Source organism: Microbacterium insulae (assembly GCF_042677065.1).
GTDB lineage: Bacteria > Actinomycetota > Actinomycetes > Actinomycetales > Microbacteriaceae > Microbacterium > Microbacterium insulae.
This window is the reverse complement of the sequence record NZ_JBHTII010000001.1, coordinates 1,417,122-1,436,645: the sequence shown is the minus strand read 5'-3', so window position 1 is coordinate 1,436,645 and position 19,524 is coordinate 1,417,122. Positions and strand designations below refer to the sequence as shown.

Sequence of the window (19,524 nt, the reverse complement as noted above, 5' to 3'; positions counted from 1 at the left end):
GCAGCGGGGGATGCCGCGGCCCCCTACAGCCGGACGACCTCGGTGATCCGCACCACGGCGGTGCCGGCATCCTCCGACGCGGCGAGGTCGACGACACCGCGGATCCGCCAGTCGTGATCGCCGGCGGGGTCGTCGAGCGTCTGCTCGATTCTCCAGACACCGGATGATCTCGATACACCGCCTGCGGCGGCACTCGATCCGGCGGCCGCGGCATCCGATTCGTCGATCGTGACGAGCCGCGGCGACCGCGCGGGCCCGCCGGTGAGGATCTCGTCGTGCTCGTCGAAGTACGCGTCGAGGGCGGCGGGCCAGTCGGCGTCGGGGTCGAGGGCGACGAGCTCGTCGTCGCGCTGAAGCGCCGCGAGCTGCACGCGGCGGAAGAGCTCGTTGCGCACGAGCACGTTGAAGGCGCGCCGGTTGGTGAGCACGGACGGTGGAGCGGGCGGCACCACGGGCTCGTCGGGATCCGCCGAGGGGCTGATCAGCGCCTCCCACTCGTCGACCAGGCTCGAGTCGACCTGGCGCACCAGCTCGCCGAGCCACGCGACGAGGTCGTGCAGGGACTCGGTCTGCGCCTCGGCGGGGACGGTCTGCCGGATCGCGCGGTAGGCGTCGGAGAGGTACCGCAACACGAGTCCCTCACTGCGGGCGAGCTGGTAGAACGAGATCAGCTCGGAGAAGGACAGGGCACGCTCGAACATGTCACGGACCACGGACTTGGGCGAGAGCTCGAAGTCGCGGATCCACGGCTGACTCGAGGCGAAGACCTCGTACGACTGGGCGAGCAGCTCTTCGAGCGGCTTCGGGTAGGTGATCGCCTCGAGCAGCTCCATGCGCTCGTCGTACTCGATCCCCTCCCGCTTCATCTCGGCGACCGCCTCACCGCGGGCGAGGAACTGCTGCTGCGCGAGCACAGGACGCGGGTCGTCGAGGGTGGCCTCGATGATGCTCACGACGTCGAGGGCGTAGTGCCCGGTGCCGGCGCCACCCGGCGCCTCCTCGGGGTCCAGCAGGGAGATCGCGGCGAGCGCGAACGGCGAGAGCGGCTGGTTGAGCGCGAAGTTCGGCTGCAGCTCGACGGTGAGCCGGATGGCGCCCGTCGCGCGATCGACCTCGACGACGTCCGCGGCGAGGAGCGTGCGGAAGATCGCCAGCGCGCGGCGCGCGAGCTCGAACCGCCGCGCCGGCGGCTCGTGGTTGTCGCGCACCAGGTCGCGGACGTTCGCGAACACGTCGCCGCCGCGCGCGATGACGTTGATGATCATCGCCGCGGTGAGCTGCAGCTGCGGCACGAGCGGCTCCGGCTCGGCGTCGACGAGGCGGTCGAAGGTGGCCTCGCTCCAGTTCACGAACCCCTGCGGCGCCTTCTTGCGCACGACCTTCTTGAGCTTCTTCGGATCGTCCCCGGCCTTCGCCAGTGCCGCGGCGTTCTCGATCTCGTGATCGGGAGCCATCACCACGACGGTCCCGGCGGTGTCGTAGCCGGCGCGCCCGGCACGGCCGGCGATCTGGTGGAACTCGCGGGCGCTGAGCTGCCGCATCCGCTGTCCGTCGTACTTGGCGAGCGCCGTGACGAGCACCGTCCGGATCGGCACGTTGATACCGACGCCCAGCGTGTCGGTGCCGCAGATGACCCGCAGCAGCCCGCGCTGCGCGAGGGTCTCGACAAGGCGCCGGTACCTCGGCAGCATGCCCGCGTGGTGCACGCCGATGCCGGCGCGGACGTATCGCGAGAGCGTGCGCCCGAACGCCGTGGTGAACCGGAAACCGCCGATCGCCTCGGCGATCTCGTCGCGCTGCTCCCGCGACACGATCCGGATGGACGACAGCGCCTGGGCCCGCTCCATCGCGGCGGCCTGCGAGAAGTGCACGACGTAGACCGGGGACTGGCCCGTGACCAGCAGCTCCTCGACCGTCTCGTGGATGGGCGTGCGCGAGTACGAGAACGACAGCGGCACCGGCCTCTCCACGCCGGTGATGCGGGCCGTCGGCCGGCCGGTCCGCCGCGACAGGTCGTCCGCGATCGCGGTGACGTCGCCGAGAGTCGCCGACATCAGCACGAACTGCGCGCGTGGAAGGAGCAGGAGCGGCACCTGCCAGGCCCACCCGCGGTCGGGATCACCGTAGTAGTGGAACTCGTCCATCACGACCTGGTCGACCTCGGCGTCCGCTCCGCGCCGCAGGGCCAGGTTCGCGAGGATCTCGGCCGTGCAGCACACGATCGGGGCGTCGGGATTGACCGATGAGTCGCCCGTGACCATACCGACGTTCGCCGCACCGAAGATCTCGACGAGAGCGAAGAACTTCTCGCTCACGAGCGCCTTGATGGGCGCGGTGTAGTACGTCCGGCCTCCGCGGGCGAGGGCGGCCGCGTGCGCGGCGACCGCCACGAGCGACTTGCCGGTCCCGGTCGGGGTCGAGAGCACGACGTTCGATCCGGACACGATCTCGATGACCGCCTCGTCCTGCGCCGGATACAGCGTGAGCCCGCGGTCCTGCGCCCATTCGACGAAGCCGAGGTAGGCGGTGTCGTCGTCGGCTCCCCGCGGGACGGCGTCGAGAAGCGAGACGGGCATCCCCCGAGTCTGCCAGTCGCTTCTGCGACCGGGCGCCCAGTGGCGGAACACCCTCGGGCACACGTACGTTGAGGAGAAGGACGAAAGGATGCCGATGCCCGCCTCCACTGACGAGATCACCGTCACCCGCAACGACGACGAGCGCCGCTACGAGATCCACGTGGGCGACGTCCTCGCGGGCTTCACGACCTTCCGGCCGGACTCCGAGGGACGCCTGCGCTTCCCCCACACCGAGGTGGATCCGGCGTTCCGCGGCCGGGGCCTCGCGCAGGCCGTCGTCGGCGAGGCGATGGCGGACTCCGCCCGTCGGGGGGAGACGGTGGTGCCGCACTGCCCCGTCGTCGCGAAGTACATCCGCGAGCACGACGTCCCGGGCCTGAGCGTGGTGTGGCCCGACCTGCCCCACCCCGAGTGATCTGACCCGCCCGTCGACATGACCAGACTCGACACCGACGACGCCGTCGCGACCACGCCTCGACCGGACCACGAGCCGGAGACCGCGGGCCACGGCCCCCGCGCGCTGCTGCTGGAGGCCCGCGAGGTCCCGCTCGGCGGCGTGCGCGCGATGAACGTGCGCCGCGCGCTGCCGCAGCGGGATCTGCCGCTGGTCGGCGCGTGGTGCTTCCTGGACCGGTTCGGGCCACAGGTCACGCGCATGCGCGTCGAGCCCCATCCGCACATCGGACTCCAGACCGTCACGTGGCCGCTCGAGGGCGAGGTCCGCCACCGCGATTCGGTCGGCAACGACGTCGTGGTGCGGCGAGGGTCGCTCAACCTGATGACGAGCGGCGCCGGGATCTCGCACTCGGAATACTCCGTAGGGGAGGATGCCGCGCCCCTCGACGCGCTCCAGCTCTGGGTCGCCCTTCCCGAGGCGCGCCGCCACGGCGGACCGGCGTTCGAGCAGCACGCGGTGCTCCCCGACGTCGCCCTCGCGCCGGTCTCCGGCGACGCCGGCGATGCGACCGTGGTGCTGGGCGAGCTCGCCGGCGCGCGTTCGCCCGCCACGGTCCACACGCCGATCGTCGGTGCCGAGGTCCGGGTGCCGGCGGGTTCGCGTGTCCGCGTCCCGCTCGACCCGGCGTGGGAGCACGCGCTGGTCGGGATCTCCGGCGACGTCGCGGTGCACGCCGACGCCGAGTCGATCGAGCTAGACAACGCCCATCTGCTGTATCTCGGCATCCATCGTCCGTCGATCGAGATCTCCAGCCGCGAGGGTGCGCGGCTCTTCCTCCTCGGCGGCGAGCCGTTCGAGGACGACATCGTGATGTGGTGGAACTTCGTCGGCCGCACGCACGAGGAGATCGTCGAGGCCCGCGAGGCGTGGGAGAGCCGGGGGGAGAGGTTCGGGCGCGTGATCGATCACGGCGACGAGTGGATCCCCGCACCGCCGCTGCCCGCCGTGCGGCTCACGCGCCGGCGCCGCCGGGTCTGATCGCCGGTTTCCGCCGGCGCGGAACGACGAAGGCACCCGGACCGAAGCCCGGGTGCCTTCGTTCGGATCAGCGAGTGACGAGGAATCCCGTCAGACCCACGGAGGAGTCCACCTGGTCGGAGCCCGGGTAGAACCCGGTCACGACGCGCACCCCCTTGCTCTGCTTCGGCAGGGAGATCGTCGCCGCCCCGTCGGCGAGCTCGCCCGAGTACTTCTTGGCGTTCACCCACACGGTCACGGTGCCCGTGGCCGCGACGTCGCCCGACGCCTTCACCAGCACCGTCACCTTGTAGTTCTGCGAAGACGTGCCGATGTAGCGGTTCATCGTCACCGCCGTCGTCGACGAGAACTTCACGAAGACCGAGGCGCTCTCGGCGGAGCCCGGGTTGATGTTGCCCTCCTGCGTCGCCGTCACGCGGACCGACAGTGCGGTTCCGACATCCGCCTTCGTCACCTTGTACTTGGCCGCCGTGGCACCCTCGATCGGGGCGCCGTCACGCAGCCACTGGTAGGCGACGGTCACCTCCTTCGGATCCCACTTGCCGGGGTGGGCCTTGAGCGTGCTGCCCACCTTCGCCGATCCGGTGATCTTCGGTGCCGTGGTGTTCACCGGAGCAGCCGCACCGGAGTCCACCGTCAGGATGGTCCGTACCGCGGAGTCGCCGTACTGCACGACCCCGTAGTAGCGCGTCTCGGGAGCGAGTCCCGTCCACGACAGCGTGTACTCGGTCGGGGTGCTCTCGGTGACGGGCAGCGGGTTCGGGGTCGCCGTCAGCGAGCCCTCTCCTCCGGTACCGACGACCGCGGTGGTGAGGTCCCACGTGAACGGGTCCGTGTAGCCGTACACGTGCGCCTCGACGAGGTACGTCCCCGCCGTCGGATCGTCGAGCACGACCGACTCATCCGCCGAACCCGATGCCGAGGACCACGTCTCGTAGTACCGCAGGTCATCGGCCGACACGACGCGGTAGACGAAGAGGTCGAGGTCCGAGCCCTCGTCATCCGACGAGTCGAGGTCGAAGCGCGCGAGCTTGGAGCCCTCGGGCACGTCGACGATGTAGTACGAGTAGCCGTCCGCATCACCGGTGTTCTCGTCACCGCTGTGACCGGGAACCGGGTCGCCGTTCGGGAACAGGGGCTCCGTCTGCAGCTGGGCCGGCGCGAGGCCGCCGAGGTTCAGCGCGAGCTCTCCCGAGACTCCCGGGGTGATGGTGACCGCTGTGCTGCCGCTGATGCCCTCACCGGCGACCTCCTCGGGTGCGTCCGCCGTCACCGGGTACACGGCGATCGGCGAACGGACCGTCGTCGGCCCGGTCCACGTGAGGAAGCCCGTCGCCCACTGCTCTGCCTCGGCGGTGGTCTTCGTGAACGTCACCGTGAACTGGCCCGTCTCCCCCTCGGCGAGGGTGAGCGAGGCCGGCTCGACGACGGCCGTGAGACCCGGGACGGATGCGGTCGCGGTGTAGGTCCCCGCCGTGGTGGCGCGCACCGTGCGCGTCACCGTCTGCGGACCCGACAGGGAGCCGACCGCGATCGAGGCCAGGTTGAGGTCGCTGCCGTCGATGGGCTCGGCGCCCGAGTCGTACAGATCCTTGCCCTGCAGGAAGCTCAGCCAGTCCGCCGGCCCGTTGTCGTAGATCAGTCCCGCGTTGAAGAAGCGGGTCGGGTCGACGTGACCCGCGCCCTGTGCGAACGGGTCGGTGACGGGCTGACCATCCGCGCCGACGGTGTCGTACGCGGACGTCATCATGGCCGACTTGACCTCGGCGGGAGTGGCGAGCGGCCGCTCCCCGAGGTACAGCGCCGCGAGACCCGCGATGTGCGGCGACGACATCGACGTGCCGGACTTGAAGCCGAAGGTCGGCTCCTCGGCCTCGGCGTTGTGCGTCGCTGCGAGGATCGCGACGCCGGGCGCCGAGATGTCGGGCTTGAGGATGTCGCTGCCATCGGCCAGCATCGGGCCACGGCTCGAGAAGCCGGCGACCACCGGAGTCGGGGTCACCTCGCCGGTCGTGTTCTCGCCCACGAGCGTCGCAGTGGCGTCGGCCGTGTTGCGCACGTAGTCCAGGATCGCGGTGCGGTACTGGGCGTCGAGGTGGACCGTGGGAACCGAGTGGAAGTCGTTGTCGAGCGAACCCGGCGTGACGTTCACGAGGATCATGCCCACGCCACCGGCTTCGGCGACGGCCTGGGACTTCTCCACCCGCGCGTTCGTGCCGCGGTCGCAGACGACGATCTTGCCTTCGACCTGCGCCGGGTCGAGGGTGTCCAGGAAGCACAGCGCGGCCTCGGCCGGAGCCGCTCCCGCGAGGGCGACGTCGCCGGAGTACACGACGGGTGCCGTGACGGTCTCGCCGAAGGGCACGGTCACCGACGCACCGGCTTCCTCGAAGCCGTTGGGCAGCTGAACGGTGCCCTCGTACGTCGGGATCGTCGACGCGGCGACGGTGGTGTACCACGGCGAGGCGTGGTCGGCCGTCGAGGCGCCGGGACCGTCGTTGCCCGCGCTGACGGCGACGAAGATGCCCGCCGCCGCGGCGTTGAAGAACGCGGTGTCCTCGGTCGCGAACGTGGTCGTGGCCGCGCCGCCCCCGATCGAGTAGTTGATGACGTCCACACCGTCGGCTGCGGCGGCGTTGATCGCCGCCATCAGGTCGCTCAGCGCGCAGATGTCGTCGGTCGACACCAGCTCGTCGGGACCGACGTAGCAGGCCTTGTACGCCGCGACCTTCGCGGCGGGCGCGACGCCCGAGACGGCGCCGAAGTCGATGCCCTCCACCGAGGCGGGGACGTCGTGGTTGCCGGCGGCCGTGCCCGCGGTGTGCGAGCCGTGCCCGTCGGCGTCGCGCGGCGACATGTGATCGCTGCTGAAGTCGTAGCCCGACGCGGCGGCACCGGCGCTGAAGTACTTGGCGCCGATCAGCTTCGTCGAGTAGTCGTCGGCGCTCCACTGCTCGCCGGTCACGCGGTCGCTGCGGAAGACGCCTCCGTCGGCCTTCTGGAACGTCACGGTGTTGCCCACGAGATAGGGCTCCGATCCCGGAGCGGTGCCGAGCGGGTCGCCGGCGAACGAGGCGTTCTCCGGCGAGATGCCCGTGTCGATCACGCCGACGACAGTGCCGGCGCCTGCTGCGTCGACGCCGCCCACGGCGTTCCAGACCCCGGTGTCGCCCTCGAGTCCGAGGAACTCGGTCGACGGCACGGCGTCGGGGTGCAGGATCTCGTCGGGGACGACCGACTGGACACCCCGGCTGCCGGCGAGCTTGGCCGCCTGGCCCGCGGTGAGGTTGGCCGTGAATGCGTTCAGGGTCACCGTGAGGTTGCCGTCCGGCGTCACCCCCGCGTCGGATGCGATGTCGTCCTGCCGATTCTCGAGGAACGCGGAGTATCGCTGGGCGTCCCTCGAGCTCGCGTCGAGCTTCTCGCCCTCGTCCGGCTTGGTGGGCGCGAGCCCGGGCTCGCCGCCGTCGTAGGTCGCCACGGGCGCCTCGTCGAGGAGGACGATGTAGCGGCCCGCGGGGAGGTCGATGGGAATCGGAGCGTTCACCTCCTCCGGTGCGGCAGCGAAGCTGGCTGTTGCTGTGCCGGTGAACAGTGCGGCGAGTGTGACGACCGCTGCTGCTCTCACGGAGGTGCGACCCATGGAGTCCCCCATCTCGGTGTGCAGGAGTGTTGCCGCGCCACGACTTCGGGGCGCAACAGGCTCAAACGTAACTTCCGTATCACCCGTCGCAGATGAGGAAACCGTGAGAAACGAAGAGACGGCGGCCAGTACGCTTGGCACGTGGTCAACTCCTCCCGACTCTCGACGAGCGTTCTGCTCACCTGCGCCGCCATCGGCGTGGCGGCGGGGATCCTGGGGGGCATCGCGGGGTGGATCACCGTGCCGCTGCTCGCGGCCGTGCCGCTGCTCTACGGGTTCGTCCTGGGCGTCCACGTCCTGCCCGGGATCGTCGCGCAGGAGGCGCTCCGTCTGCCGTGGGTGGCCCTCATCACGCACGGCGTCGCCGCCCTCGTCGGAACCGCGATGGCACCGATCTACGCCGCCCAGTTCATCGGCACGGCCATCCTCTTCGGCGGCATCCAGGAGCTCGTCGCCGCGCTCGTGCGCTACCGCTCCTGGGCGCCGTGGCGCTTCTTCGTCTCGGCCCTCGTGATCGGCGTGATCGTGGCCGCCGCCGTCTTCTTCGCCGCGGACCTCGGTGCGCTGCCGCTGTGGGCGCTGATCCTGTATCTCGCGCTGTCGGTCCTCGGCCCCGTCGCGTGGACAGCGGTCGGGCTCGCGATCGGCGTCGCGCTGCGCCGCGCCGGGGTCGTGCGCCGGCGCACCTCCTGACCCGCCGTACACCCACCCCGGTAAGGGTGAGCTAAGTTAGGTTGCACTTAGTTCCCTCCTCGAGGAAGTTCAGTGACCACACCGGAGCGCGACACTTCCGCCGCGCTCGCGGCGGATCGCGCCGAGCCGATCGCGCGCGTGCGCGGGCTCGGGGTCGTCCACGAGGGCGAGTCGCGGGCGGCTCCGGCATCCGTCTCCTTCGACATCGCCCCGGGCGAAGTGGTGCTTCTCCTCGGTCCGAGCGGGTCGGGCAAGTCGACGCTGACGCTGACCATGAACGGCCTGATCCCGCACGCCGTGCCGGCTGGTCTCACCGGCACCGTGGAGGTGGACGGCATCGACACGGCCACGAGCACCGTCGCCGCCCTCAGCACGCGCGTGGGGATGGTGTTCCAGGATCCCGACGCGCAGCTGGTCACCGGCACCGTGCTCGACGAGGTCGCCTTCGGGCCTGAGAACCTCCGGATGCCGGTGGCCGAGGTCCTCGCGCGGGCCGAGGCGGCGCTGCGCCGTGTGGGCCTGTGGGAGCGACGCGCCGAGAACCCCGACCGCCTCTCCGGCGGCGGCCGCCAGCGCCTGGCGATCGCCTGCGCCCTGGCTATGGGCTCTCCCCTGCTCGTACTCGACGAGCCGACGGCCAACCTCGATCCGCGCGGCATCGAGGAGGTCTACGGCGCGCTCGCGGACCTCGTCGCCACCGGAGACCGCTCCGTCCTCCTCGTCGAGCACAACCTCGACGCGGCCGTCGACCTCGTCGACCGAGTCGTCGTCCTCGACAGGGAGGGGCGACTCCGCGCCGACGGAACGGTGGACGAGGTGCTCCGCGACCGCGCCGACGAGCTGCACGCGATGGGCGTCTGGCTGCCGGTGTCGACGATCGCGGCCCTGCGCCTGCGCGGCGCGGGGTTCGCTCTCGATCCACTGCCGCTGACGCCGAGCGAACTCCGCGAGGCGCTCGGGCGCGAGTCGCCCCCGCACGCCTCCGTGTCGAGCGTCCGAGCGCGGCCGACGAGCGGATCCGCCCGCGATCCCCTCATCTCGGTTCGCGGACTCCGCCTCCGTCGCGGGCGCACCGAGGTCCTGCACGGCATCGACCTCGACATCCCCGCCGGCGAATTCGCCGCGGTCGTGGGAACGAACGGCGCGGGGAAGACGTCGCTCATCCAGGCGATGGCGGGCGTCGTGCCGCCGCCACGCGGCACCGTGCGCGTCGCCGGCCTCGACGTCGGGCGCGCCGACGCGAGCACGCTGTCGTCCCGCATCGGCTTCGTCTTCCAGAACCCCGAGCACCAGTTCATCACCCACTCGGTTTTCGACGAGATCGCCTACGGGCTCCGACGCCGGCATCTCCCCGAGGACGAGGTCCGCGAGCGCACGCTGGCGCTGCTGCGCCGTTTCGGCATCGAGGACCGCGCCGACGCGCACCCTTTCCTCCTCTCCGGCGGCCAGAAGAGACGCCTGTCGGTCGGCACCGCTCTCGTCGCCGGGGCACCCGTGCTGCTCCTCGACGAGCCGACGTTCGGTCAGGACCGCGAACGCGCCGACGAGCTCCTCGGGCTCCTGCGCGAGCTCAACGGCGAGGGCACCACCATCGTGGTCGTCACGCACGACATGCAACTTGTCACCGAGTACGCCCACCGCACGATCGTCCTCGACGGCGGCCGCCTGCTCGCAGCGGGTCCGACGGAGCGCATCTTCGCGGACGACGCCCTGATCGACCGCGCCGGACTTCGGCTCCCGCCGTTGCGACGCGCCCTGCGGGGCCTGGCGCAGCATCCCGAGCTGGCCGGCGTCGCGCGCATCGACGATCTGCCCGGCGGGAGTGCCGGCGCATGACCGCCCCGATCACGGTCGTCGGCGATCCACGGACCGTCGACCCTTACGCCGAGCCGGAACGCGCCTCGTCCGTCCGCTTCCTCTACGCGCTCAACCCGCTCGTGAAGCTCGGGGCACCGCTTCCCACGATGGTCCTGCTCGTGTTCGTCCGCGACCTCGCCACTCCCGCGGCGTTCGTGCTGCTGAGCTTCGCGATCCTCGTGGTGGGGGTGCGGTTCACCGCGCGGCTGGCGGCGCTCCTGGTCGCCCTCCCGCTCGCCGCGGCCGTCGTCGGGATCGGGTTCTCGATCTGGACCGATCCCGCGCGCGTCGATCACACCGCCGCACTGCTCCAGGTGGGCGGGTGGACGCTCTACGCCGGCGCCCTGGAGACCGGGCTCGCCACGGGATTGCGCCTCGCGGCGATCGTCGCCCTCACCCTGATCGCCGGCCTGTCCACCACCGGTCCGGACTTCGTCCGCGCGGCCGTGCAGCACCTGCGCGTGCCGTACCGGATCGGCTACACCGCCCTCGCGGCGTTCCGGTTCGTGCCACGCTTCGCCTACGAGCTGGACGTCATCCGTCAGGCCCATCGCGTCCGCGGGGCGCACGGCCGGCGGGGACCGTTCGCGGCGGCTGCACGATGGTTCGGCTACGTCGTGCCGCTGCTGGCGGGAGCGATCCGGCATGCCGAGCGGGTCGCGCTGGCGATGGATGCGCGCGCCTTCGGCGCCCACCCCGATCGCACCGAGCGGCACCTCGTCCCCCTCCGCGCGCGCGATCTCGTCTTCACCCTCGCCCTGTGGGCGGCGTCCGCGGCGATCTTCTGGACGTTCTTCCCGCGGGGCTGGGACTAGGCCGCGCCGCGGCGTCCCCCACCGACACCGACACCGACACCGACACCGACACCGACACCGACACCGACGGAGGATCATGGCCGCGGCCAGCAGACTCGTGAAGCCCGACACGCAAGGCCTCGTGCACCTCACCGTGCTGCGACGCGAACGCCTGTCGCCGCACTGGATGCGCGTGACCCTCGGCAGCGGTGAGATCTCCGCGTTCCGCCCGATGGGCTACGACCAGTGGTTCCGGCTGTTCCTCCCCCTCGGCGGTGACGAGGGGCTCGAGCGGCTGCCCACGAAGGCGAACAAGCTCTTCGGCTACCTGCGGTACCTGCGCATCCCCGACGGTGTGCGGCCGGTCATGCGCAACTACACAGTGCGCGCGTTCCGTCCCGCCACGGAGGAGCGCGGCGCAGAGCTCGACGTCGACTTCGTGCTGCACGGCTCGGCCGAGGAAGGCACGGCCGGACCGGCCTCGCGGTGGGCCGAGACGTGCGAGCCCGGGGAGAGCGTCGTCGTGATCGACGAGGGTCTCGCCTTCAACCCCGAGCGCGGCACGGACCGCGTCCTGCTCGTCGCCGACGAGACGGGGCTGCCCGCGATCGCCGGCGTGTGCGCCTCCCTTCCGCCGCATGCCTCGGGCCTCGTCGTGATCGAGGTCCCGTCCGCCGAGGACGCCCTCGAGTTCGCCCGCCCGGAGGGCATCCGCGTGCAGTGGATCGTGCGAGAGCAGGGCGCCAAGCCGGGGACGCTCGCCCTTCAGGCCCTGCGCGATGCGTCGCTTCCGGATGCCCCGTTCCACGCCTACGTCGTCGGCGAGCAGGCCCTGGCGACGGAGGGTCGGCGCCACCTCGTGAACGACCGCGGAGTGCCGAAGGATCTCGTCAGCTTCTGCGGGTACTGGCGCACAGGCTCCACCTCGCCCACCCCGAAGTCGCAGCTGACCTCCGCGGAGGCGAACTCGTGAGCCGCTTCACGACCTCGTACCTGCTGACGTGCGCGGCGATCGGCGTGGCCGGCGGCGTGCTCCTGTGGGCGGCCGGCTGGATCTCATCCGCGCTGTTCGCGACCGTTCCCTTCGCGTCGGTGGCGCTGGCCGGACTCTGGCTGCTTCCGGCCACGGTCGCCCTGCGCCTGCTCGAGCGGCCGCTGGCCGGCATCCTCGTCGGCCTCATCTCGGGTCTCGTGGCGTTCCCGTTCCTGGGTGCGGCCCTGTGGTGGGCGCTTTTCGCCGAGATCCCGTTCCTCGTTGCGATCTACCGGTCGTGGCGCACGTGGCAGTACTACGCCGGCGCGGTCTTCGTGGGCGTCGTGTATCCCGTCGCCGCGGCGGCGTCGTTCGACCTCTGGTCGATGCCGGGGTGGACGCTGGTCGCCTTCTTCGCGCTGACGATCGTGGGATGCCTCGCCGGCGTCGGCCTCGGCATCCTCATCGCCGACCGGCTCAAGGCCGCCGGGGTCGCCCGCCTCGCCCGCCGTCGCGGGCTCGCCTCCCGCGGGCTGGGCGCCGGGAACGGCCCTGCCGGCCAGAGCTGACTGCGCGCCGGAGCCGACGGCAGGCCAGAGCTGACCGCACGGGTCCTGCTCGGCCTCGTCCGGCTGCCGCAGTCAGGAGATCTGCCGAGCTCAGGCCGTGCCGGGCGCAGGTCATCCTGAGCCCGGCAGATCTCCTGACCCGCGCCGCCGCACACCCGCGCCGCCGCACGCCGGAACGACGACGGGCGGATGCCTCAGCATCCGCCCGTCGTCCGTGCCGGCTGCTAGCGCTTGCCGACGATCTGGCGCGAGACGATGTCGCGCATGATCTCGTTCGTGCCGCCGTAGATGCGGTGGACGCGGGCGTCGAGGAACGCGCGGGCGATCGGGTACTCGGTGATGTAGCCGTAGCCGCCGTGCAGCTGCACGCCCATATCGAGGAGCTCCCACTCGCGGTCGGTCGACCAGAACTTGACCTTCGCGGCCTCTTCGGCGGTGAGCTTCTCGTCCTTGTAGAGCATCATCGCGCGGTCGTTGTACGCCCACATGACGTCGACGGTGGTGGCCATGTCGGCGAGCTTGAAGCGCGTGTTCTGGAAGTCGGCGATGGGCTGGCCGAACGCCTCGCGGCTGAGCACGTAGTCACGGGTCCAGACATACGCGGCCTCGCCGGCCGCCGCGGCGGCGACGCCGATCGACAGACGCTCGAGCGGCAGGTTCATCATGAGCTGGATGAACCCGAGGCCCTCCTTGCCCCCGATGAGGTTCGCCTCGGGCACGAAGACGTCGGTGAACGACATCTCCGCGGTGTCCCACCCGTGGAAGCCCATCTTCTCGAGCTTCTTACTGTGGTCGAAGCCCTCCATGCCGTCCTCGAGGATCAGCAGGCTGAAGGCGTCGGGGCGGTTGCCCTCGCCCGTCTTGACGAACGTGACGACCATGTCGGCCGTCTTGCCCGACGAGATGAACGTCTTCGCGCCGTTGACGAGGTACCCGCCGTCGACCTTCTTCGCGGTCGTCTTGATGCCGCGGAGGTCGCTGCCCGCCCCCGGCTCGGTCATCGCGAGCGCGCCGAGGATCTCACCGGTCGCCATGCCGGGGAGCCACTTCTCCTTCTGCTCCTGCGTGCCCATGTGGACGACGTAGGGAACGGCGAGGTCGTCCTGGATGCCGAGCGCTCCGGCGAGCGAGCCGAGCCCGGCGCCGATGGTCTCCTCGAGCACGATCGAGCGGAAGCGGTAGTCCTGCAGCATCCCGGCGCCGCCGAACTCCTCCGGAACGGAGAGGCCGATGATGCCCGCCTCACCGGCCGCGAGCATCGTCTCGCGGTCGATCTCGCCGTCGCGGTCCCACTGCTTGCGCTTCTCGTCGGACGCGTACCGCTTGATGAACTCCTTGACCACGTCGCGGAACGCCGCGTGATCCTCGTCGTAGATGTCGCGCTCCATATGCGCCCTCCCTCTCGTCTTCGAGCGGACGCCCCCGCCGTCGGATCCGACGCGGACACGGGCGACCCCTCATCGAATCCTAGGGGCGGCGGTCGACACGGAGGCATCGATATGGCATCCGGTCCTAACGTCGGTGGCACTCAGTCCCGGACTTTTGTGGGATGCCTCCACCCTCGCCCGCCCGGGCGGTCAGCCGAGATAGCCGGGGGCCGCGGGAAGGCCGAAGAACTCCTCGAGGGTGCTCCAGCCGCCGTCGTGGTAGGCGCGGGCGAGCTCCGGGCCGATGTAGCGCAGATGCCACGGCTCGGGCAGATACCCGGTGATGTCCGTCGTCCCCTCGACATACCGCACGATCCACCCGTACTCCCACGATCGCTCCTCGACCCACTGGCCCTGCGGGGTCCCGGCGAGGTCATCGAGGCTCCCGCACGGGCCGGCGCACGCCACCACGTCGCCGGCGAGGCCGGACTGGTGCTCGCTGTACCCGGGGCGCGCGCTCACGAGGTCAGCGCCTTCGACCCCGCGTGCGGCGACATGGCGCCCGTAGGTCGCCGTCTGGGAAGGGAACGAACGGAACGCGCTCAGCAGCGCGATCTCGCCCACGCCGGCCTCGCGCGCCGCGGTGACCATCGAGGTGAGTGCGGCCGAGGCATCCGCTCGCAGCGACCCGCCTTCGAGGCTGCGCACGCCCTCGGGGAAGATCATGCCGGCGGGCCAGTAGTCGACCGGATCGTACGGTCGCGTCTTGTTGATGACCACCCACACGCGCGTCGGATCGCCCAGGTCGATGCACGGCGCGTCGCCCCCGGCCACAGCCGCGCGGAACCACTCCGCCCCGCCCGCAGCCGCGATCGCGGCGGTGTCGTCGCCCGCTTCGAGGGCCGCGATCACCTCGGGGCGGTCGCAGATCCGGGTCGACACCTCGGTCTGCTCCACGGCGGGGACCGGCAGCTGCGAGACCGGAGGCGGCGCCGGTTCCTCGGGACCGGCGGCGACCGACGCGGCATCCGGCCGCCCGCTGTTCGCGATCGCCGTGACGGCCGCGGTCCCGCCGACCAGCAGTACGCCCCCGACGGCGAGAACGGCGAGCAGCCGCGGCATCGATGGGCGCCGGGGCCGCACGTGCCGGGCCGGGGCCTCCGGGGTACGCCGAGCGTCCCCGTCGCGCAGTGCTCGTGCGGCGCGGCGCGTGGTGGGGGAGTCGGACGGTGGGGGCGCCATCACAGTGGCCATTGTGGACCCTGCGCCGGCGGTCCGACGAATGGCGGGGCATCCGTCGCGGATGGTTCGACTGCACCGAGGGTGCACTTGACAGACTATCGAACATCTGTTCCCATGGAGGCATGCGGTGGCAGGGGCAGGAACTGGGTGTGGCGGATGCCTCGGCCCTGCCCGGTCTCGAACACCTGAACGGTCTCGTGCAGTCGGTCACGACTCCCGAGTTCGCGGGCGTGACCTTCCACGAAGTGCTCTGCAAGACCGCGCTCAACCATGTCCCCGGCGCGTCGGCGATGCCCTTCGACTGGACAGTGAACCCCTACCGCGGATGCAGTCACGCGTGTGTATATTGCCTGCACCCCGAAACGAGAATCCTCATGGCGGACGGGCGCACCCGGCCCCTGCGAGATGTGAGCGTCGGCGATGTGGTCGTCGGCACGAGGCGTGAGGGCGCGTATCGGCGGTACGTGCCGTCCGTCGTCGCGGCCACCTGGGGCACGTGCAAACCCGCCTACCGGGTGCGCCTCGGCGACGGCACGGAGATCGTCGCGAGTGGCGACCACCGTTTCCTGACCGCGCGTGGCTGGAAGTTCGTCCGGCCGGCGGACAGCGGGCAGCGCCCTCATCTCACTCTCAACGATCGACTCATCGGGTATGGCACCGGCGCGACACCGACAGCCGCGACGGAAGAGACCGAGGAGTATCGGACCGGATACCTCTGCGGAATGGTTCGAGGCGACGGCATGATGCTCCGGCGGGACTATCCCCGCAAGGGCGGAGGCACCTACACGGCGTATCGCTTCCGCCTCGCACTCGCCGACCGCGAAGCACTCGATCGTTCGCACGCATATCTCACGAGTGCCGGGGTGACCCTTCGCTCCCATGCGTTCTCCGCACCGACGACGACCCGCCGCGCGATCGACGCCATCTTCAGCTCACGCCGTGCAGACCACGAGCGCATCTCCTCCTTGATCGAGTGGCCGACGACCCCATCGCTCGAGTGGTCCCGCGGATTCCTTGCCGGCGTGTTCGACGCCGAAGGAAGCTGCAGCCGCGGCATCCTTCGGATCTCGAACAAGGACGCGCGAATACTGATGGCCATCACGACCGCCCTCCGAGCGCACGGATTCGTGTTCGCGGTCGAGCCTGCGCGCGCCAACGGGGTCGTGTCGATCCGGCTCACCGGCGGGTTGGCCGCTCGCCGCCGGTTCTTCGAGCTCACCCAACCGGCGATAACACGCAAACTCGATCCGATCGGCGCGATGGTGAAGACGACGACCCCGCTCAGGGTGACGGCGATCGAGGACCTGGGCGAGACCATCGACATGATCGACATCACGACCTCCACCGGGGACTTCATCGCGAACGGCGTCGTGAGTCACAACTGCTTCGCTCGCGGCACGCACGAGTACCTGGAGCTCGATGCCGGCCGCGACTTCGACTCGCAGGTCATCGTCAAGATCAACGTCGCCGACGTCCTCGCGAAGGAGGTGAACCGCGGCAGCTGGGCCCACCAGCCCGTCATGCTCGGGACGAACACCGACCCGTACCAGCGGGCCGAGGGTCGCTACAAGCTGATGCCCGGCATAGTGAACGCGCTCACCGAGTCGGGTACGCCCTTCTCGATCCTCACGAAAGGAACGCTGCTGCGCCGCGATCTTCCACTGCTGACGGACGCCGCGCAGCACGTATCGGTCTCGCTCGCCATGTCGATCGCGGTGTTCGACGACGCGCTGCAGCACCTCATCGAGCCGGGTACGCCCACCGCGGCCGCGCGGCTCGAGACCGTGCGGGCGGCGACGGAGGCCGGATTCCGAGTGACGGTCTTCCTGATGCCGATCATCCCCCACCTCACCGACTCGATCTCCGCCATCGACGACGCCCTCGCCCGCATCAAGGCGGCCGGAGCCGTGCGCGTCGTCTACGGCGCCCTGCATCTTCGCCCGGGCGCGAAGCAGTGGTTCCTGCAGTGGCTCCAGCAGGAGCATCAGGAGCTCGTGTCGTCGTACCTCGGGCTCTACCCTGGTGCGTCCGCCAACGCGCCGAAGGCCTACCGCGCGTGGCTCGCCAAGCGCGTGCGCCCGCTGCTGCGCGTGCACGGTCTGGACGGGCGCGCCGAAGACGACCACCCGCGGGGCGGCCCGGTGCCGGGCCTCGCCTCACGCGCGGACGCGCGCGCCGCCGGTGTCGTCGTCACGTCGCGGGGTCGCGCGGCCGCCGGCGCGCGCCCGACCGTCCCGCGCGTCGCGCCGGTCGAGCCCCGCCTGTTCTGAGCCACTCCCGCCGCGACGCCCGCGCCCGCCGCACAACCTCAAAACCACACTTTTGTGCGAGCACCACAGCGATTCGGTGGCGATCTCGCACAAAGGTGTGGGTCTCGGCGACCCTAGGCCTCGGCGGCACACTGCGTCTCGGGGGCGCGGCGGGAGCGGCGAGCGCCGGTCAGGCGTCGACGTTCGACAGTTGGCGGCCCGCGAGCTCCTCGAGGACGTCGTCTCCGGGACGGGCATCCTCGAACGGCGCATCGATCTCGGCGCGGTCCAGCAGCTCGGTCATCCGCCGACGGCGCTGACGGGTGATGAGCGTCACGACGGTTCCCGACCGGCCGGCGCGGCCGGTGCGCCCCGAACGGTGCAGGTACGTCTTGTACTCGTCGGGGGCATCCGCCTGCACCACGAGGTCGATGTCGTCGACGTGGATGCCTCGTGCCGCGACATCCGTCGCCACGAGCACCTGGACACGGCCCGAGGTCAGCTTCTCGAGGTTGCGGGTGCGCTTGGCCTGATTGAGATCGCCGTGCAGGGCCAGCGCCGGGATGCCGGCGTCGTCGAACTGCTCGGCGAGCATCTCGGCGTACGCGCGGGTGCGGGCGAAGACGAGCGTCTTCCCCTCGCGGTCGACGAGGGATGCGAGGATCTCGGCCTTGTCGCGGTGGTCGATCACGAGGACCCGGTGGTCGATGGTGCCTGATTGCTGATCCTCACCGGCGACCTCGTAGACGGCCGGATCGACGAGGAACTCGTCCACCAGAGCGGCGACCTCGCGGTCCAGCGTCGCCGAGAACAGCAGCTTCTGGCTGCCGTCCGCGGTGAGCCGCAGGATGCGCTGCACGGGTTCGAGGAATCCGAGCTCGCACATGTGGTCGGCCTCGTCCAGGACGGCGATGCGGATGCCGGAGAGGTCGAGCTTGCCCTGTTGCACCAGGTCTTCGATGCGGCCGGGCGTTCCGATGATGATGTCGACGCCCTTCCGGAGCGCGCCGACCTGACGGCCCTGCGGCACACCGCCGTAGATCTGGGTCGTGAAGAGGCCCACGCTCCGCGCGATCGGCTGGATGGTGCGATCGATCTGGAGCGCCAGCTCACGGGTCGGCGCGAGGATGAGCGCCTTCGGCGCCCGGCCGAACTCGCGGCGCTGACCGGCCTGGGAGCGCAGCACGCTCTCGACGAGCGGGGCGCCGAACGCGATCGTCTTGCCCGATCCGGTTCGGCCGCGCGCGAGCACGTCTGCTCCCTGGAGGATCGGTGGGATGGTGGCTGCCTGGATCGCGAACGGCGTGACCGCGCCCAGCTCGGCGAGCGTGCGGACGATGTTCTCGCCGAGGCCGACGTCGCCGAACCTCAGGTCCGCGACCTCGCCGGCCTGCACGGCCTCCGCCTGCAGCCGCTCGTGGACCACGTCGACGCGCGCCTCGTGCGCGGCCGTGCGGATGGGCGCGCCGCGCTCCGGCCGGCTCGGCCGGGAATCGCGACGGGGGCGGTCGTCGTGCTTCCGAGCGGGCCGGTCATCCCGACGGGGCCGGTCATCCCGACGGGGCCGGTCATCGAACGACCGGGCGGGCCGGTCGTCACGACGGGGCCGGTCATCCCTACCCGCGCGGCTGTCGAACGACCGTGCCGGGCGGTCATCCCGACGCGGGCGGTCATCGATCTTCCGAGCGGACCGGTCGTCGTACGACCGAGCGGGCCGGTCGTCGTACGACCGAGCGGGCCGGTCGTCGTACGACCGAGCGGGCCGGTCGTCGCGCCCGCGGGCGTGCGTGCGGATGCCTCGTGCCTCGTCACGGCCCGCGCGCTCCGATGCGTTCCACCGGCGCTTGGGTGGGGCATCCGTCGTTTCCGGACGGTGGCCGCGGTGTCCGGCACTCTTGCTGCCGGGCTTGCCGGCGGAGGACTCCCCGGGTCGGCGTTTGCGGTCCTGATAGCTCGTCTTCGCCGAGTAGCGGGGGTCGAAGTTCTTCGCGGGGCGACCGCCGGCGGGCTTCTTGTTCTTGGGCATGCGGGTGTCCTTCTGGGTTGTGCTCGTGAGAACAGCTCTCCCGGTCGCGCGCGTGCGACGCCGCGGACGCGGCGAGGAGATACCCGGACTTTCGTCGGCC

At 71.0% G+C, this 19,524-nt stretch carries 13 protein-coding genes; 8 read left to right on the top strand and 5 right to left on the bottom strand.

Going from position 1 to position 19,524, the window contains the following annotated elements:
* Nucleotides 1–23 precede the first annotated feature (23 nt).
* Nucleotides 24–2,576: a DEAD/DEAH box helicase gene (locus ACFQ0P_RS06800; protein ID WP_204977770.1), complete on the bottom strand. Its 2,553-nt coding sequence runs from the start codon at nt 2,574–2,576 to the stop codon at nt 24–26.
* Nucleotides 2,577–2,670: 94 nt separating this feature from the next.
* Between ACFQ0P_RS06800 and ACFQ0P_RS06795 the strand changes: the two genes are divergently transcribed.
* Nucleotides 2,671–2,991 carry a GNAT family N-acetyltransferase gene (locus tag ACFQ0P_RS06795; RefSeq protein ID WP_204977768.1) on the top strand — a complete coding sequence of 107 codons (321 nt, stop codon included), beginning with the start codon at nt 2,671–2,673 and terminating at the stop codon, nt 2,989–2,991.
* A gap of 18 nt (nt 2,992–3,009) precedes the next feature.
* Nucleotides 3,010–4,011 (top strand): pirin family protein, encoded by a 1,002-nt coding sequence (locus ACFQ0P_RS06790; protein WP_204977766.1) that lies wholly within the window; start codon nt 3,010–3,012, stop codon nt 4,009–4,011.
* A 67-nt stretch (nt 4,012–4,078) separates the two neighbouring features.
* Here the strand turns inward: ACFQ0P_RS06790 and ACFQ0P_RS06785 are convergent, their stop codons facing one another.
* Nucleotides 4,079–7,654 (bottom strand): S8 family serine peptidase, encoded by a 3,576-nt coding sequence (locus tag ACFQ0P_RS06785; RefSeq protein WP_204977764.1) that lies wholly within the window; start codon nt 7,652–7,654, stop codon nt 4,079–4,081.
* A gap of 141 nt (nt 7,655–7,795) precedes the next feature.
* Here ACFQ0P_RS06785 and ACFQ0P_RS06780 point away from each other — a divergent pair, with 141 nt between their 5' ends.
* The 5 genes from ACFQ0P_RS06780 to ACFQ0P_RS06760 all read left to right on the top strand — a co-directional run bounded on the left by ACFQ0P_RS06780 (nt 7,796) and on the right by ACFQ0P_RS06760 (nt 12,540).
* Complete coding sequence (locus ACFQ0P_RS06780; RefSeq protein ID WP_204977762.1) at nt 7,796–8,347, top strand: ECF transporter S component; 552 nt, start codon at nt 7,796–7,798, stop codon at nt 8,345–8,347.
* A 72-nt stretch (nt 8,348–8,419) separates the two neighbouring features.
* Nucleotides 8,420–10,183, top strand: a complete 1,764-nt coding sequence (locus ACFQ0P_RS06775; RefSeq protein ID WP_204977760.1) for an ABC transporter ATP-binding protein — start codon at nt 8,420–8,422, stop codon at nt 10,181–10,183.
* Complete coding sequence (locus ACFQ0P_RS06770) at nt 10,180–11,019, top strand: energy-coupling factor transporter transmembrane component T (protein ID WP_204977758.1); 840 nt, start codon at nt 10,180–10,182, stop codon at nt 11,017–11,019. The genes ACFQ0P_RS06775 and ACFQ0P_RS06770 overlap by 4 nt, the downstream gene beginning before the upstream one ends.
* 76 nt (nt 11,020–11,095) lie before the next feature.
* The gene (locus ACFQ0P_RS06765; protein WP_204977755.1) at nt 11,096–11,971 is read left to right on the top strand and encodes a siderophore-interacting protein; all 876 of its coding nucleotides are present in this window, start codon (nt 11,096–11,098) and stop codon (nt 11,969–11,971) included.
* Nucleotides 11,968–12,540 (top strand): ECF transporter S component, encoded by a 573-nt coding sequence (locus ACFQ0P_RS06760; RefSeq protein ID WP_204977753.1) that lies wholly within the window; start codon nt 11,968–11,970, stop codon nt 12,538–12,540. Before ACFQ0P_RS06765 ends, ACFQ0P_RS06760 begins: the two co-directional genes overlap by 4 nt.
* A gap of 224 nt (nt 12,541–12,764) precedes the next feature.
* On the opposite strand, the gene ACFQ0P_RS06755 is transcribed toward ACFQ0P_RS06760, so the two are convergent.
* Both ACFQ0P_RS06755 and ACFQ0P_RS06750 read right to left on the bottom strand, forming a co-directional pair.
* The gene (locus ACFQ0P_RS06755; RefSeq protein WP_204977751.1) at nt 12,765–13,928 is read right to left on the bottom strand and encodes an acyl-CoA dehydrogenase family protein; all 1,164 of its coding nucleotides are present in this window, start codon (nt 13,926–13,928) and stop codon (nt 12,765–12,767) included.
* Between the two features lie 189 nt (nt 13,929–14,117).
* Complete coding sequence (locus ACFQ0P_RS06750) at nt 14,118–15,029, bottom strand: M15 family metallopeptidase (protein WP_204977749.1); 912 nt, start codon at nt 15,027–15,029, stop codon at nt 14,118–14,120.
* A gap of 242 nt (nt 15,030–15,271) precedes the next feature.
* Between ACFQ0P_RS06750 and ACFQ0P_RS06745 the strand changes: the two genes are divergently transcribed.
* Nucleotides 15,272–17,419, top strand: coding sequence for an intein-containing Rv2578c family radical SAM protein (locus tag ACFQ0P_RS06745; protein WP_378771714.1), 2,148 nt, complete (start codon nt 15,272–15,274; stop codon nt 17,417–17,419).
* Nucleotides 17,420–17,588: 169 nt separating this feature from the next.
* Here ACFQ0P_RS06745 and ACFQ0P_RS06740 read toward each other — a convergent pair whose 3' ends face one another.
* Nucleotides 17,589–19,424 carry a DEAD/DEAH box helicase gene (locus ACFQ0P_RS06740; protein ID WP_204977747.1) on the bottom strand — a complete coding sequence of 612 codons (1,836 nt, stop codon included), beginning with the start codon at nt 19,422–19,424 and terminating at the stop codon, nt 17,589–17,591.
* Between the last annotated feature and the right edge of the window lie 100 nt (nt 19,425–19,524).

Excerpts from the sequence above, each read along its gene's own strand:
- ACFQ0P_RS06745 (WP_378771714.1), top strand. The coding sequence starts at position 15,272 with ATGCGGTGGCAGGGGCAGGAACTGGGTGTGGCGGATGCCTCGGCCCTG.
- ACFQ0P_RS06755 (WP_204977751.1), bottom strand. The coding sequence starts at position 13,928 with ATGGAGCGCGACATCTACGACGAGGATCACGCGGCGTTCCGCGACGTG.
- ACFQ0P_RS06800 (WP_204977770.1), bottom strand. The coding sequence starts at position 2,576 with ATGCCCGTCTCGCTTCTCGACGCCGTCCCGCGGGGAGCCGACGACGAC.
- ACFQ0P_RS06785 (WP_204977764.1), bottom strand. The coding sequence starts at position 7,654 with ATGGGTCGCACCTCCGTGAGAGCAGCAGCGGTCGTCACACTCGCCGCA.
- ACFQ0P_RS06795 (WP_204977768.1), top strand. The coding sequence starts at position 2,671 with ATGCCCGCCTCCACTGACGAGATCACCGTCACCCGCAACGACGACGAG.
- ACFQ0P_RS06740 (WP_204977747.1), bottom strand. The coding sequence starts at position 19,424 with ATGCCCAAGAACAAGAAGCCCGCCGGCGGTCGCCCCGCGAAGAACTTC.
- ACFQ0P_RS06790 (WP_204977766.1), top strand. The coding sequence starts at position 3,010 with ATGACCAGACTCGACACCGACGACGCCGTCGCGACCACGCCTCGACCG.
- ACFQ0P_RS06765 (WP_204977755.1), top strand. The coding sequence starts at position 11,096 with ATGGCCGCGGCCAGCAGACTCGTGAAGCCCGACACGCAAGGCCTCGTG.
- ACFQ0P_RS06770 (WP_204977758.1), top strand. The coding sequence starts at position 10,180 with ATGACCGCCCCGATCACGGTCGTCGGCGATCCACGGACCGTCGACCCT.
- ACFQ0P_RS06750 (WP_204977749.1), bottom strand. The coding sequence starts at position 15,029 with ATGCCGCGGCTGCTCGCCGTTCTCGCCGTCGGGGGCGTACTGCTGGTC.